This is a genomic window from Achromobacter animicus (assembly GCF_040775605.1).
Lineage (GTDB): Bacteria > Pseudomonadota > Gammaproteobacteria > Burkholderiales > Burkholderiaceae_B > Achromobacter > Achromobacter animicus.
Window position 1 is genome coordinate 1,382,321 of sequence record NZ_JAYGJK010000001.1, and the last position, 12,879, is coordinate 1,395,199.

The window sequence follows — 12,879 nt, forward strand, 5'->3', positions numbered from 1 at the left end:
CAGCAATGGTTGAACTAACCGTCGACGGCAACAAGGTCGAAGTGCCCGAAGGCAGCATGGTCATGCATGCCGCCCAGAAAGTCGGGCTTTACGTGCCGCATTTCTGCTACCACAAGAAACTGTCCATCGCGGCCAACTGCCGGATGTGCCTGGTTGAAGTGGAAAAAGCGCCCAAGGCGCTGCCCGCCTGCGCCACGCCCGTGACCAACGGCATGGTCGTCCACACCTGCTCTGAGAAGGCTCGCGCCGCTCAGAAGTCGGTGATGGAATTCTTGCTCATCAATCACCCCCTCGACTGCCCGATCTGCGATCAGGGCGGCGAATGCCAGCTGCAGGATCTGGCCGTGGGCTACGGCGGCTCTTCCTCGCGTTACCAGGAAGAAAAGCGCGTCGTGTTCCACAAGGACCTGGGCCCGCTGGTTTCCGCCGAGGAAATGTCGCGCTGCATCCACTGCACCCGTTGTGTGCGCTTCGGCCAGGAAATCGCCGGCGTCATGGAGCTGGGCATGCTGGGCCGTGGCGAGCACTCCGAAATCACCACCTTCGTGGGCCGTTCGATCGAGTCCGAACTGTCGGGCAACATGATCGACATCTGTCCGGTGGGCGCGCTGACCTCCAAGCCCTTCCGCTACAGCGCCCGTACCTGGGAACTGGCTCGCCGCCGTTCGGTCAGCCCGCACGACAGCCTCGGCGCCAACCTGGTCGTCCAGGTCAAGGGCGACCGCGTGATGCGCGTGGTCCCGTTCGAAGACGAAGCCGTCAACGAATGCTGGATCAGCGACCGCGACCGTTTCTCGTACGAAGGCCTGAACAGCGACGACCGCCTGTCCGCCCCGATGATCAAGGGCACCGACGGCAAGTGGCAGGAAGCCTCGTGGGCCGACGCCCTGCAAGCCGTGGCCCAAGGCCTGTCGCGCGTGCGTGACAGCTTCGGCGCCGGCCAGATCGGCGCGCTGGCGTCCGAATACGCCACCACCGAGGAATACGCGCTGCTGGGCCGCCTGGTCCGCTCGCTGGGTTCCGAGAACATCGACTTCCGTCTGCGCCAGACCGACCCGGCCTTTGACGCCGCGCTGACCGGCGCGCCGTGGCTGGGCATGCCCATCGCCGAACTCGACAACCTGGACCGCGTCCTGGTCGTCGGCTCGTTCCTGCGCAAGGACCATCCGCTGATGGCCCAGCGTCTGCGCCAAGCCGCCAAGCGTGGCACGCAGATCCTGATGGTCGACAGCGCCGCCGACGATCCCCTGATGCCCGTCACCGCGCGCATCACCGTGGCCCCGTCGGAACTGGCGCGCGCGCTGGCCGAAGTGGCCGTCGCGCTGGCCCAGGCCAAGGAACAGGCCGTGCCGGCCGAGTTCGCCTCGGTCACGCCGGGCGAAAACGCCAAGCTCATCGCCGCCAGCCTTGCGTCGGGCGCCAACACCGCCGTGCTGATGGGCAACCTGGCTGTCGCCAGCGCCCAGGCCACCACGCTGGCCGCCAACGGCCGTGCCGTGGCTGACCTGTCCGGCGGCAAGTTCGGCTTCCTGACCTCGGGCGGCAACACGGTCGGCGGTTATCTCGCCGGCGCCATCCCGGGCAAGGGCGGCAAGACCGCCGCGGCCATGCTCGCCGAACCGCTCAAGGCCTACATCGTCCTGCACGCCGAACCGCTGCTCGACGCCGACAACGGCCAGCAAGCCATCGCCGCGCTGCGTGGCGCGCAGTTCGCCGTCGCGCTCACGCCTTACCGTTCGGCCGCCGCTGAATGGGCCGACGTGATGCTGCCGGTGTCGCCGTTCACGGAAACCTCGGGCACGTTCGTCAACGCCCAAGGCCTGGCCCAGAGCTTCAAGGGCACGGTCACGCCGTTCGGCCAGACCCGTCCGGGCTGGAAGGTCCTGCGCGTGCTGGGCAACGTCCTGCACCTGGCCGGCTTCGATGACGAGACCTCCGAGTCCGTGCGCGACGCCGTGCTGGCCAGCGGCGTCGAAGGCCGTCTGTCCAACGACGTCAAGGCCCCGCTGGGTCTGGGCCAGGCGCTCTCCGGCCTGGAACGCGTCGCCGATGTGCCGATCTACCGCACGGACGCCATGGTGCGCCGTTCGGAACCGCTGCAGGCCGCGCCGGCTTCGAAGAAGCCCGCCGCCGCCATGAACGGCCGCACCCTCACCAGCCTGGGCCTGACGGCCGGGGTCAAGGTGCGCGTGTCGGCCGGGCAGGGCGCCGTCGAACTGGAAACCGTGCAGGATGATGCCGTGGCCGATCGCGCCGTGCGCATTTCCGCCGCCTTCGAAACTACCGCTGCCCTGGGTGGCGCATTTGGTCAAATCAGCGTGGAGCGTGCCTGATGGAATGGCTCAATGTTCTTGAAAGCCACGGTCAGGCATTGCTGGGTCCGACGGTCTGGATGGTCCTCTGGACCCTCGTCAAGATCGTCATCATTGCGGTGCCCATCATCCTGTGCGTGGCCTACCTGACGTACTGGGAACGCAAGATGATCGGCGCCATGCACGTGCGCATGGGCCCGAACCGCGTCGGTTTCAAGGGGCTGCTGCAGCCGTTTGCCGACGTCTTCAAGCTGCTGACCAAGGAAGTCGTGGTCCCCAGCCAGGCCAACAAGGTGCTGTTCATCGTGGCCCCCGTGGTCACGCTGATGCCGGCGCTGGCGGCCTGGGCTGTCGTGCCCTTCGGTCCCGACGTCGTGCTGGCCAACGTCAACGCCGGCCTGCTGTACATCATGGCCATCACGTCCATCGGCGTGTACGGCGTGATCGTCGCCGGCTGGGCATCCAACTCCAAGTACGCGTTCCTGGGCGCGCTGCGCGCCTCGGCCCAGATGCTGTCGTATGAACTGGCCATCGGCTTCGTGCTGGTGACGGTGCTGCTGGTGTCGGGCAGCCTGAACATGTCCGAGATCGTGCACGTGCAGAACCGCGGCTGGTTTGCCGAAAAGGGCCTGACGTTCATGTCGTGGAACTGGCTGCCGCTGCTGCCGCTGTTCGTGATCTACGTGATCTCGGCCGTTGCCGAAACCAACCGTCACCCGTTCGACGTCGTGGAAGGCGAATCCGAAATCGTGGCCGGCCACATGGTCGAATACTCGGGCATGGCATTCGCGCTGTTCTTCCTGGGCGAATACGCCAACATGATCCTGCTGTCGTGCATGGCATCGATCATGTTCCTGGGCGGCTGGGCTTCCCCGATCGATATCGCGCCGCTGACCTGGATTCCGGGTTGGATCTGGCTGGGTCTCAAGACGTTCTTCGTGGTCTCGTTGTTCGTGTGGTTCCGGGCCTCGTTCCCGCGCTACCGCTATGACCAGATCATGCGCTTGGGTTGGAAAATCTTCATCCCGCTGACCGGCGTCTGGCTGGTCGTGGTGGCGATCTGGATGCAGACGCCCTGGAACATTTGGCGCTAAGCGCCAAGCAGAGGCAGGATATGGAAGCGATCAAGGATTTCTTCGGCAGCCTGATGCTGACCGAGTTGCTCAAGGGCATGCGCCTCACGGGCAAGTATTTTTTCAAGCGCAAGGTCACCTTGCGCTACCCCCAGGAAAAGACCCCTGCGTCGCCGCGTTTCCGCGGCCTGCACGCGCTGCGCCGCTACCCCAACGGGGAAGAGCGCTGCATCGCGTGCAAGCTGTGCGAGGCCGTGTGCCCCGCGCTGGCGATCACGATCGAGTCCGACCAGCGCGACGACGGCACCCGCCGCACGACGCGCTACGACATCGATCTGACCAAATGCATTTTCTGCGGCTTCTGTGAGGAAAGCTGCCCCGTGGACTCCATCGTGGAAACGCACATCCACGAATACCACGGCGAAAAGCGCGGCGACCTGTATTTCACCAAAGACATGCTGCTCGCCGTGGGCGACCGCTACGAAGCCGACATCGCCCGCCGCCGGGCCGAAGACGCGCCTTACCGCTGAAGCCCAGGGTCTGATCCATGACTTTTACCACTGTCCTTTTCTACATACTGGCCGCCGTGCTGGTGATCGCGGCGTTCCGCGTGATCACCGCGCGCAGCGCGGTCACCGCCGTTCTGCATCTGATCCTGGCGTTCGCCAACGCGGCCATGCTGTGGATGCTGCTGGGCGCCGAGTTCCTGGCGCTGCTGCTGGTGCTGGTGTACGTGGGCGCCGTGATGGTGCTCTTCCTCTTTGTCGTGATGATGCTCGACATCCGCATGGACACCCTGCGCCAGGGCATGAAGACCTACCTGCCGCTCGGCCTGGTCATCGGCGTCGTGCTCGTGCTGGAGGTGTCCTTCGTGCTGGGCACCATCTGGTACGGTTCCGGTCCCCAGGCGCAACTGCCCGCCGACTACAACAACGCCCGCGCGCTCGGCGAAGCGATGTACACGCAATACATCTACGCCATTGAAGTCGGCGCCGCGCTGCTGCTGGTCGGCATGGTTGCCGCGATTGCGCTGACCCTGCGCCGCCGCCGCGACGTCAAGTACAACGACCCGGTCGCCGCTGTCCGCGTGCGTTCGAAGGACCGCTTCCGCATGGTGAGCATGCCCGCCCAGAGCGAGCGCGCCCAGGCCAAGCGTGACGCCTCGAACGGTGCCGCGCCCCAAGGAGAAAAACAATGACGCTGACGCTGGCCCACTATCTGATCCTTGGCGCGATCCTGTTCGCGATCGGGATCTTCGGCATCTTCCTGAACCGCCGCAACCTGATCATTCTCCTGATGTCCATCGAGCTCGTGCTCCTGGCCGTCAACATGAACTTCGTGGCGTTCTCCAGCTGGTTCGGCGACACCGCCGGCCAGGTGTTCGTGTTCTTCATCCTGACGGTGGCCGCCGCTGAAGCGGCGATCGGCCTGGCCATTTTGGTGCTGCTGTTCCGCAACCTGAACACGATCAACGTTGACGAACTCGATCGCCTGAAGGGCTGACGGGGTATTGGAAGAAAATGTCTAGCTCACCCAATCTCTACCTGCTCATCGCGCTGGCGCCGCTGGCCGGAGCAATTCTCGCGGGCCTCTTCGGCACCGGGTTCCTTGGCCGGCCCATCGGCCGCCGCGCTTCGCACGTCATCACCATCCTGGGCGTGCTCATCTCCGCCATCGGTTCGGTGGTGGTGCTGGGCGACGTGCTGAACGGCCTGCGTTTCGACGGCGCCGTCTACACCTGGAGCCTCATCGGCCAGACCAAGCTGGAAATCGGCTTCCTGATCGATCCGCTGTCGGCCATGATGATGGTCGTGGTGACTTCCGTGTCGCTGATGGTGCACATCTACACCATCGGCTACATGGCTGACGATCCCGGCTACCAGCGCTTCTTCTCGTACATCTCGCTGTTCACGTTCTCCATGCTGATGCTGGTGATGTCGAACAACATGGTGCAGCTGTTCTTCGGCTGGGAAGCGGTGGGTCTGGTGTCCTACCTCCTGATCGGTTTCTGGTACACCCGTCCGACGGCGATCTTCGCCAACATGAAGGCGTTCCTGATCAACCGCGTCGGCGACTTCGGCTTCGTGCTCGGCATCGGCCTGCTGTTCGCCTACGCCGGCACCATGCACTACGGTGAAGTCTTCGCGCAGGCCGACAAGCTGGCCGCCATGACGCTGCCCGGTTCCGACTGGATGCTGCTGACCGTCGCGTGTATCTGCCTGTTCATCGGCGCCATGGGTAAATCGGCCCAGGTTCCGCTGCACGCCTGGCTGCCCGACTCGATGGAAGGCCCGACCCCGATCTCCGCGCTGATCCACGCCGCCACCATGGTGACGGCCGGCATCTTCATGGTCGCGCGTTTCTCGCCGCTGTTCGAACTGTCGGACACCGCGCTGTCGTTCATCATCGTGATCGGCGCCATCGGCGCGCTGTTCCTCGGCATCCTGGGCATCATCCAGAACGACATCAAGCGCGTCGTCGCGTACTCCACGCTGTCGCAGCTGGGTTACATGACCGTGGCGCTGGGTGCGTCGGCCTACTCGGTCGCGATCTTCCACCTGATGACCCACGCGTTCTTCAAGGCGCTGCTGTTCCTGGGCGCGGGTTCGGTCATCATCGGCATGCACCACGACCAGGACATCCGCAACATGGGCGGCCTGCGCAAGTACATGCCCATCACCTGGATCACCTTCCTGCTGGGTACGCTGGCGCTCGTCGGCACGCCGTTCTTCTCGGGTTTCTACTCGAAGGAAAACATCATCGAAGCCGCCGGCCAGGCCAACGTCTGGGGCGCGAGCTTTGCCTACTATGCCGTCCTGATCGGCGTGTTCGTCACCTCGCTGTACTCGTTCCGCGTGTACTTCCTGGTCTTCCACGGCAAGGAACGCTTCGACACCAGCGATCACGGTCATGGTCACGACGCGCATGGCCATGACGACCATGGTCACGACGACCACGGCGACGGCCATCACGGCGGTAAGCCGCACGAGTCGCCCTGGGTGGTTACGCTGCCGCTGATCCTGCTGGCGATTCCGTCGGTGTTCATCGGCGCCTGGGCGGTCGATCCCATGCTGTTCGGCAAGTTCTTCGACGGCGTCATCAAGGTCCTGCCGCAGCAGCATCCCGCGATGCACGTGCTGAGCGAGGAATGGCACGGCTGGGTCGCCTATGGCCTGCATGCCTTCCAGACCCTGCCGTTCTGGCTGGTCGTGGCTGGTTTCGTGATCTCCTGGTACTGCTACCTGATCAACCCGAAGGTGCCGGCCGCCATCAAGGCCAACCTGTCGGGCGTGAACAAGATCCTCGAGAACAAGTATTACGTGGATTGGGTGAACGAGCAGATCATTGCGCGTGGTCTGCGCTGCCTGGGCCGTGGCCTGTGGCAGACCGGTGACCGCGGCATCATCGACGGCATCCTGATCAACGGCAGTGCCCGCGTCGTGGGCTGGGTGGCAGCCATCAGCCGCCACCTGCAGTCCGGCTTCATCTATCACTACGCGTTCGCAATGATCATCGGCGTCATGGCGCTGGTGACTTTCTTTGTGCTGATTCCCCAATGATGGCAAGCGAGATGGCATCCAACACTTTTCCCTGGCTCACGCTTGCGATCTTTGTCCCGATCGTATTCGGCCTGCTGGTGCTGGCGGTGGGCCGTGACGACCGTCCCGGCCTGACGCGCGGCCTGTCGCTCGTCGGCTCGATCGCCGGCTTTCTGGTCACGATTCCGCTCTACACCGGTTTTGATTCCTCCACGGCCGCCATGCAGTTCGTGGAGAAGGCGTCCTGGATCGAAGCCTTCAACGTCAATTACCACCTGGGCATCGACGGCATCTCGATGTGGTTCGTGCTCCTGACCGCGTTCATCACCATCATCGTGGTGCTGGCCGGCTGGGAAGTCATCACGAGCCGCGTCGCGCAATACATGGCCGCCTTCCTGATCCTGTCGGGTCTGATGGTGGGCGTGTTCTGCGCGCTGGACGGCATGCTGTTCTACGTGTTCTTCGAAGCCACGCTGATCCCGATGTACATCATCATCGGCGTCTGGGGCGGCGGGAACCGCGTGTACGCGGCGTTCAAGTTCTTCCTGTACACCCTGATGGGTTCGCTGCTGACGCTGATCGCGTTCGTCTACCTCTGGAATGTCTCGGGCGGTTCGTTCGACATCCTGACCTGGCAGCAGACCAAGCTGGGCTACACGCCGCAGATCCTGATCTTCGTGGCGCTGCTGGCAGCGTTTGCCGTCAAGGTGCCGATGTGGCCGGTCCACACGTGGTTGCCGGACGCCCACGTGGAAGCGCCCACGGGCGGCTCCATCGTGCTGGCCGCGATCATGCTGAAGCTGGGCGCCTACGGTTTCCTGCGCTTCTCGCTGCCGATCGCGCCTGACGCCTCGCACAGCCTGGCCGGCCTGATGATCACGCTGTCGCTGATCGCCGTGATCTACATCGGTCTGGTCGCGATCGTCCAGGAAGACATGAAGAAGCTGGTGGCCTATTCGTCGGTCGCCCACATGGGCTTCGTCACGCTGGGCTTCTTCATCTTCAACACGGCCGGCGTCGAAGGCGCCATCGTGCAGATGATCTCGCACGGCTTCGTGTCGGGCGCCATGTTCATGTGTATTGGCGTGCTCTATGACCGCATGCACTCGCGCCGCATCGCCGACTACGGCGGCGTGGTGAACGTGATGCCGCGTTTTGCCACGTTCTTCATCCTGTTCTCGATGGCCAACAGCGGCCTGCCGGCCACCAGCGGCTTCGTCGGCGAATTCATGGTGATCATGGGCGCGGTCGAGCACAACTTCTGGATCGGCCTGCTGGCAGCCACTGCCCTGATCCTGGGCGCGGCGTACTCGCTGTGGATGGTCAAGCGCGTCGTCCTGGGCGATGTCGCCAACGACCACGTGCGCGAGCTGACCGATATCAATCGCCGCGAATTCGTGATTCTTGGCGTGATGGCGATCGCCGTGTTGTACATGGGGATCTATCCCAAGCCCTTCACCGACGTGATGCACGTGTCGGTCGAGGCCCTGCTGCAACACGTTGCCGTCTCGAAACTGTAAGACAAGACAATGATGCAATCCCAAATCGATTTCGCCCTGGCGACACCGGAAATCCTTCTGCTGATTTTCGGCCTGGCTATTTTGCTCATCGACGCGGTCAGCAATCACCCCGAGCGCAAGCCGACGTTCCTGCTGACCATGCTTGCCCTGGGCGTGCTGACCGTCGTGTCGGCCGTGCAGTGGAAGAACGGCGTGGCTGGCTCGACGTTCAACGGCCTGTACGTCACGGACGAGCTGTCGCACCTGCTCAAGATCGCCTCGTATCTTGCCGTCGGCGTAACGCTGATCTATGGCCGCGTGTATGCGCAGGTCCGCGACATGATGCGCGGCGGTGAACTCTACGTGCTGACGCTGTTCGCGCTGCTGGGTCAGATGGTCATGATTTCCTCCGGGAATCTGATCTCGATCTACCTGGGCCTGGAACTGATGTCGCTGGCGCTGTACGCGCTGATCGCCCTGCGCCGTGACAACGTCGTGGCCACCGAAGCCGCCATGAAATACTTCGTGCTGGGCGCGCTGGCCTCGGGTTTCCTGCTGTACGGCATGTCCATGATCTACGGCGCCACGGGTCACCTCGACCTGACCGAAGTATCCAACGTCATCGCCGCCGGCAAGGCCGAGAAGATGGCGCTGGTGTTCGGCATCGTGTTCCTGGTGTCGGGTCTGGCGTTCAAGCTGGGCGCCGTGCCGTTCCACATGTGGGTGCCGGACGTCTACCAGGGCTCGCCGACCGCGGTCACGCTGATCCTGGGCGGCGCGCCCAAGCTGGCCGCCTTTGCGATCACGCTGCGTCTGCTGGTTGATGGTCTGCACGGCCTGGCCACGGACTGGCAGCCGATGCTGATGATTCTGGCAGTGCTGTCGCTGGCCATCGGCAACCTGACCGCCATCGCACAGACCAACTTCAAGCGCATGCTGGCTTACTCGACCATCTCGCACATGGGCTTCGTGCTCCTGGGCCTGATGTCGGGTTCGGTGGCCGGCAAGCCGGAACTGTCGTCGGCCGCCTACGGCGCCTCGCTGTTCTACATGCTGACCTACGTGCTGACCACGCTTGCCAGCTTCGGCATCGTGCTGCTGCTGTCGCGTCAGGGCTTCGAGTGCGAGCACATCGACGACCTGAAGGGCCTGAACCGCCGCAGCCCGTGGCATGCCGCCATCGTGCTGCTGCTGATGTTCTCGCTGGCCGGCATCCCGCCGCTGGTGGGCTTCTACGCCAAGCTGGCCGTGCTGCAGTCGCTGGTTGCCGCGGGCCATGTCACGCTGGCGGTGGTGGCGGTGCTGTTCTCGCTGATCGGCGCGTTCTACTACCTGCGCGTGGTCAAGGTCGTCTACTTTGACGAGCCGGCGGCCGATGCTGCCCCGATGGTGGCCACGGCCGGCCAACGCGGCGTGCTGTCGATCAACGGCGCCCTGATCCTGGTGCTGGGCCTGTTGCCCGGCGGCTTGATGGCGCTGTGCGTGCAAGCCATCCGCTCGTCGCTGACCCTTTAACGGACGGAGTGCAGCCATGAACCAGACGCTGGCGGTATGGCTGTTGATCGCGCTGGCGCTTGTCAGCGCGAATCTTCCCTTCCTGACCGAGCGCGTCTTTGCCGTGCTGCCCTGGAAGCAGGGCGGGGCGGCGGCGGTCAAGCCGTTCTGGATGCGCCTGATTGAAGTGCTGGTGTTCTACGCCATCGTCGGCGCGCTGGGATTCGCCTTCGAGTCCACGCTGGGCAACCGTTTCGCCCAGACCTGGGAGTTCTACGCGATCACGCTCAGCCTGTTTCTGGTGCTGGCGTATCCCGGGTTTGTGTACCGGTATCTCTTCAAGCGGCATCCGCGTCTGCGGACCTGACGACGCAGTAGCCCGCCTGCACATGGACGCACCAAGACGCCCCGATCGGGGCGTTTTTTTATGTGTGCAGCAACCTCCGCGTCGACTCTGCCTCGCGCAAAATCCGGCCGCAATCCGCCCCTTTTTTGATCTCCGATCCGTTCAGGATTTTGAGCAAGATCAAAGCTGTTGTTTTTTTATCCTTTTGATTTGGAAGGGGCTTTCATTCAGGTTTCATTCAGCGCCTCCGTTCAGAATCGCAAACAACAAAAAAACAAGAATCGTTGTTATTTACGTTCTGGAGAAGTCCGCTTGAAGCCCCAAGATTCGTATTCGCTGAATACGCTCGCCACCTCGCTGGCCGCCGCCATTGCCGCGCCCGCGTTGTTCGTCAGCCCCTATGCCGCAGCCCAGTCCGCCGACACCGGCGTGACGCAGTTGTCGCCTGTCCGCGTCGAGGGCGAAAGCTCGTCCTATCAGACCTCGACCGCGCAGTCGCCGAAGATGACCGCGCCTTTGCTGGACACGCCGCGCACAGTGCAGGTTGTGCCGCAGCAGGTGATCCAGGATCAGGCCGCGTCGACCTTGCAGGACGTGCTGCGCAACTCGCCGGGCATCACGTTCGGCGCCGGCGAAGGCGGCCGTCCGGGCGGCGACTTGCCGATCATCCGCGGCCAGAACTCCGCCGGCAGCATTTTCCTGGACGGCATCCGCGACAGCAGCACCCAGGTGCGCGATACGTTCAATCTGGAGCAGGTCGAAATTATCAAGGGGCCGGACTCGGTGTATTCGGGCCGGGGCGGCGCGGGCGGCAGCATCAACATGGTCAGCAAAGCGCCCAAGACCACGGACTTCACCGAAGCCACGGCGCAGATCGGCACGGACAACAACTACCGCGCCACCATCGACAGCAACTGGCGCCTGGGCGACAAGGCGGCGTTCCGCCTGAACGTGATGGGCAACAAGGGCGACACGCCGGGCCGCGATGATGCCGTGGACTTCGAGCGCTGGGGCGTTGCGCCGTCGCTGATGCTGGGCGTGCGCACGCCGACCCGCATCACGCTGAGCTACTACCACTACCAAGACGACAGCATGCCCGACTACTCCATTCCGTATGACCCGAAGTCGGGTCAGCCGGTGACGGAGACGATGGGCGTGAGCCGCAAGTCGTTCTACGGCCTGACCGGGCGCGACTTCATGAAGACGCGCGATGACGTCGCCACGGTGGACTTCCAGCACGACTTTTCCGACAAGCTGCAACTGCGCAACGTGACGCGCTATGGCCGCGGCACGACCGACTTTGCAGCGACCAATCCCGACGACAGCAAGGGCAACATCCCGAACGGCCTGGTGTACCGTGCGCTCAAGTCCGGCTACTACGTCACCAAGACCTTCGCCAACCAGACGGACCTGACGGGTGAATTCGAGACCGGCAGCCTGAAGCACTCGTTCGACCTGGGATTTGAGTACAGCAACATCAAGCAGGACAAGGACAGCTACACCCAGACGATCGCCCGCGGCCCGATGGACTGCAAGGTCAGCGCAACCGACCTGTCGAACCCGGCGCTGTGCACGTCGCTGTGGGATCCGAATCCCCACGACGACTACACCGGCAAGCTGACGCGCAACAACAATCCCGCCGTCTACAACACGGACACGCTGGCGCTCTACGGCTTTGACACCATCAAGTTCAACGAGCAATGGCAGGCGAGCCTGGGCGCGCGCTGGGACAACTACCGCACCAGCGGCAGCAACATCGCGCGCGGCCGCAGCGATCCGGCCAGCACGCCCGCGTTCTACAGCACGAGCCGCGAGGACAACCTCTTCAACTACCAGGTCGGCCTGGCGTACAAGCCGGTGCCCAACGGCACCATTTACGCCACGTACGGCACCTCGTCCACGCCGTCCGCCATTGCCGGCGGCGCGATCAGCGATGCGACGTCACTGTCGACGTCTTCGCTGGAACCGGAAAAGAGCCGCACGGTGGAGCTGGGCACGAAGTGGCAGGTGTTCGACGACAAGCTGACGCTGTCGGCCGCGGCGTTCCAGGACATCCGCAAGAACACCAGCGTGGCCGTGTCCGCGACCGAAGTGGCGCAGGTGGGCGAAGCCAAGGTGCGCGGCATCGAACTGGGATTCTCGGGCGCCATCACGCCCAAATGGAACGTGTTCGGCGGCTACACGTTCATGGACAGCGAAATGACCAAGGGCGCGTACAACAGCGGCGCCGTCGGCCAGGACCTGCCCAACACGCCGCGCAACGCCTTCAGCCTGTGGACGACCTACAAGGTCCTGCCCAAGCTGACGGTCGGCGGCGGCGCGTATTACGTCGACAAGGTGTACGGCAACTCGGACGCCACGAAGAACGCCGACGGTACGCCCAAGGCGCGCTGGGTGCCTTCGTACTGGCGCTTCGACGCGATGGCCGGCTACGAATTCAACGAGCACTTCTCGGCGCAGTTGAACGTGCTGAACATCTTCGATGAGACGTACTACACCAAGGCCTATGCCGCGCACTATGCGGCGCTGGGCACGGGCCGGGCGGCGCTGCTGTCGCTGCGCGTGCGGTATTGATCAAGGGGCGCCGCGTCCGTGGCGCCGACTTGCATGAAAAAA

The 12,879-nt window shown here is 63.8% G+C and carries 10 protein-coding genes; all 10 read left to right on the forward strand.

Annotated elements, in window-relative coordinates; all coding sequences use genetic code 11:
- Positions 1-5 precede the first annotated feature (5 nt).
- The 10 genes from nuoG to AB3147_RS06255 all read left to right on the forward strand — a co-directional run bounded on the left by nuoG (position 6) and on the right by AB3147_RS06255 (position 12,837).
- A complete protein-coding gene (gene nuoG / locus AB3147_RS06210) occupies positions 6-2,333 on the forward strand; it encodes an NADH-quinone oxidoreductase subunit NuoG (RefSeq protein WP_367351575.1) in 2,328 nt (775 codons plus the stop codon).
- Positions 2,333-3,406, forward strand: a complete 1,074-nt coding sequence (nuoH, locus tag AB3147_RS06215; protein WP_175123012.1) for an NADH-quinone oxidoreductase subunit NuoH — start codon at positions 2,333-2,335, stop codon at positions 3,404-3,406. Before nuoG ends, nuoH begins: the two co-directional genes overlap by 1 nt.
- Before the next feature lie 20 nt (positions 3,407-3,426).
- Positions 3,427-3,915 carry an NADH-quinone oxidoreductase subunit NuoI gene (nuoI, locus tag AB3147_RS06220; RefSeq protein WP_008161196.1) on the forward strand — a complete coding sequence of 163 codons (489 nt, stop codon included), beginning with the start codon at positions 3,427-3,429 and terminating at the stop codon, positions 3,913-3,915.
- Positions 3,916-3,932: 17 nt separating this feature from the next.
- The gene (locus tag AB3147_RS06225; RefSeq protein WP_175123011.1) at positions 3,933-4,583 is read left to right on the forward strand and encodes an NADH-quinone oxidoreductase subunit J; all 651 of its coding nucleotides are present in this window, start codon (positions 3,933-3,935) and stop codon (positions 4,581-4,583) included.
- Positions 4,580-4,888 (forward strand): NADH-quinone oxidoreductase subunit NuoK, encoded by a 309-nt coding sequence (nuoK, locus tag AB3147_RS06230; RefSeq protein ID WP_006217969.1) that lies wholly within the window; start codon positions 4,580-4,582, stop codon positions 4,886-4,888. Before AB3147_RS06225 ends, nuoK begins: the two co-directional genes overlap by 4 nt.
- A gap of 17 nt (positions 4,889-4,905) precedes the next feature.
- Positions 4,906-6,945 (forward strand): NADH-quinone oxidoreductase subunit L, encoded by a 2,040-nt coding sequence (gene nuoL / locus AB3147_RS06235; RefSeq protein WP_367351576.1) that lies wholly within the window; start codon positions 4,906-4,908, stop codon positions 6,943-6,945.
- Positions 6,942-8,444: an NADH-quinone oxidoreductase subunit M gene (locus tag AB3147_RS06240; RefSeq protein WP_062840514.1), complete on the forward strand. Its 1,503-nt coding sequence runs from the start codon at positions 6,942-6,944 to the stop codon at positions 8,442-8,444. Before nuoL ends, AB3147_RS06240 begins: the two co-directional genes overlap by 4 nt.
- Before the next feature lie 9 nt (positions 8,445-8,453).
- Complete coding sequence (gene nuoN, locus AB3147_RS06245) at positions 8,454-9,938, forward strand: NADH-quinone oxidoreductase subunit NuoN (RefSeq protein WP_175123008.1); 1,485 nt, start codon at positions 8,454-8,456, stop codon at positions 9,936-9,938.
- A gap of 16 nt (positions 9,939-9,954) precedes the next feature.
- Complete coding sequence (locus tag AB3147_RS06250) at positions 9,955-10,284, forward strand: DUF2818 family protein (protein ID WP_105237731.1); 330 nt, start codon at positions 9,955-9,957, stop codon at positions 10,282-10,284.
- Between the two features lie 291 nt (positions 10,285-10,575).
- Positions 10,576-12,837, forward strand: a complete 2,262-nt coding sequence (locus AB3147_RS06255; protein ID WP_367351577.1) for a TonB-dependent receptor — start codon at positions 10,576-10,578, stop codon at positions 12,835-12,837.
- The last annotated feature ends 42 nt before the right edge of the window (positions 12,838-12,879 follow it).

Excerpts from the sequence above, each read along its gene's own strand:
- nuoG (WP_367351575.1), top strand. The coding sequence starts at position 6 with ATGGTTGAACTAACCGTCGACGGCAACAAGGTCGAAGTGCCCGAAGGC.
- nuoH (WP_175123012.1), top strand. The coding sequence starts at position 2,333 with ATGGAATGGCTCAATGTTCTTGAAAGCCACGGTCAGGCATTGCTGGGT.
- nuoI (WP_008161196.1), top strand. The coding sequence starts at position 3,427 with ATGGAAGCGATCAAGGATTTCTTCGGCAGCCTGATGCTGACCGAGTTG.
- AB3147_RS06225 (WP_175123011.1), top strand. The coding sequence starts at position 3,933 with ATGACTTTTACCACTGTCCTTTTCTACATACTGGCCGCCGTGCTGGTG.
- nuoK (WP_006217969.1), top strand. The coding sequence starts at position 4,580 with ATGACGCTGACGCTGGCCCACTATCTGATCCTTGGCGCGATCCTGTTC.
- nuoL (WP_367351576.1), top strand. The coding sequence starts at position 4,906 with ATGTCTAGCTCACCCAATCTCTACCTGCTCATCGCGCTGGCGCCGCTG.
- AB3147_RS06240 (WP_062840514.1), top strand. The coding sequence starts at position 6,942 with ATGATGGCAAGCGAGATGGCATCCAACACTTTTCCCTGGCTCACGCTT.
- nuoN (WP_175123008.1), top strand. The coding sequence starts at position 8,454 with ATGATGCAATCCCAAATCGATTTCGCCCTGGCGACACCGGAAATCCTT.
- AB3147_RS06250 (WP_105237731.1), top strand. The coding sequence starts at position 9,955 with ATGAACCAGACGCTGGCGGTATGGCTGTTGATCGCGCTGGCGCTTGTC.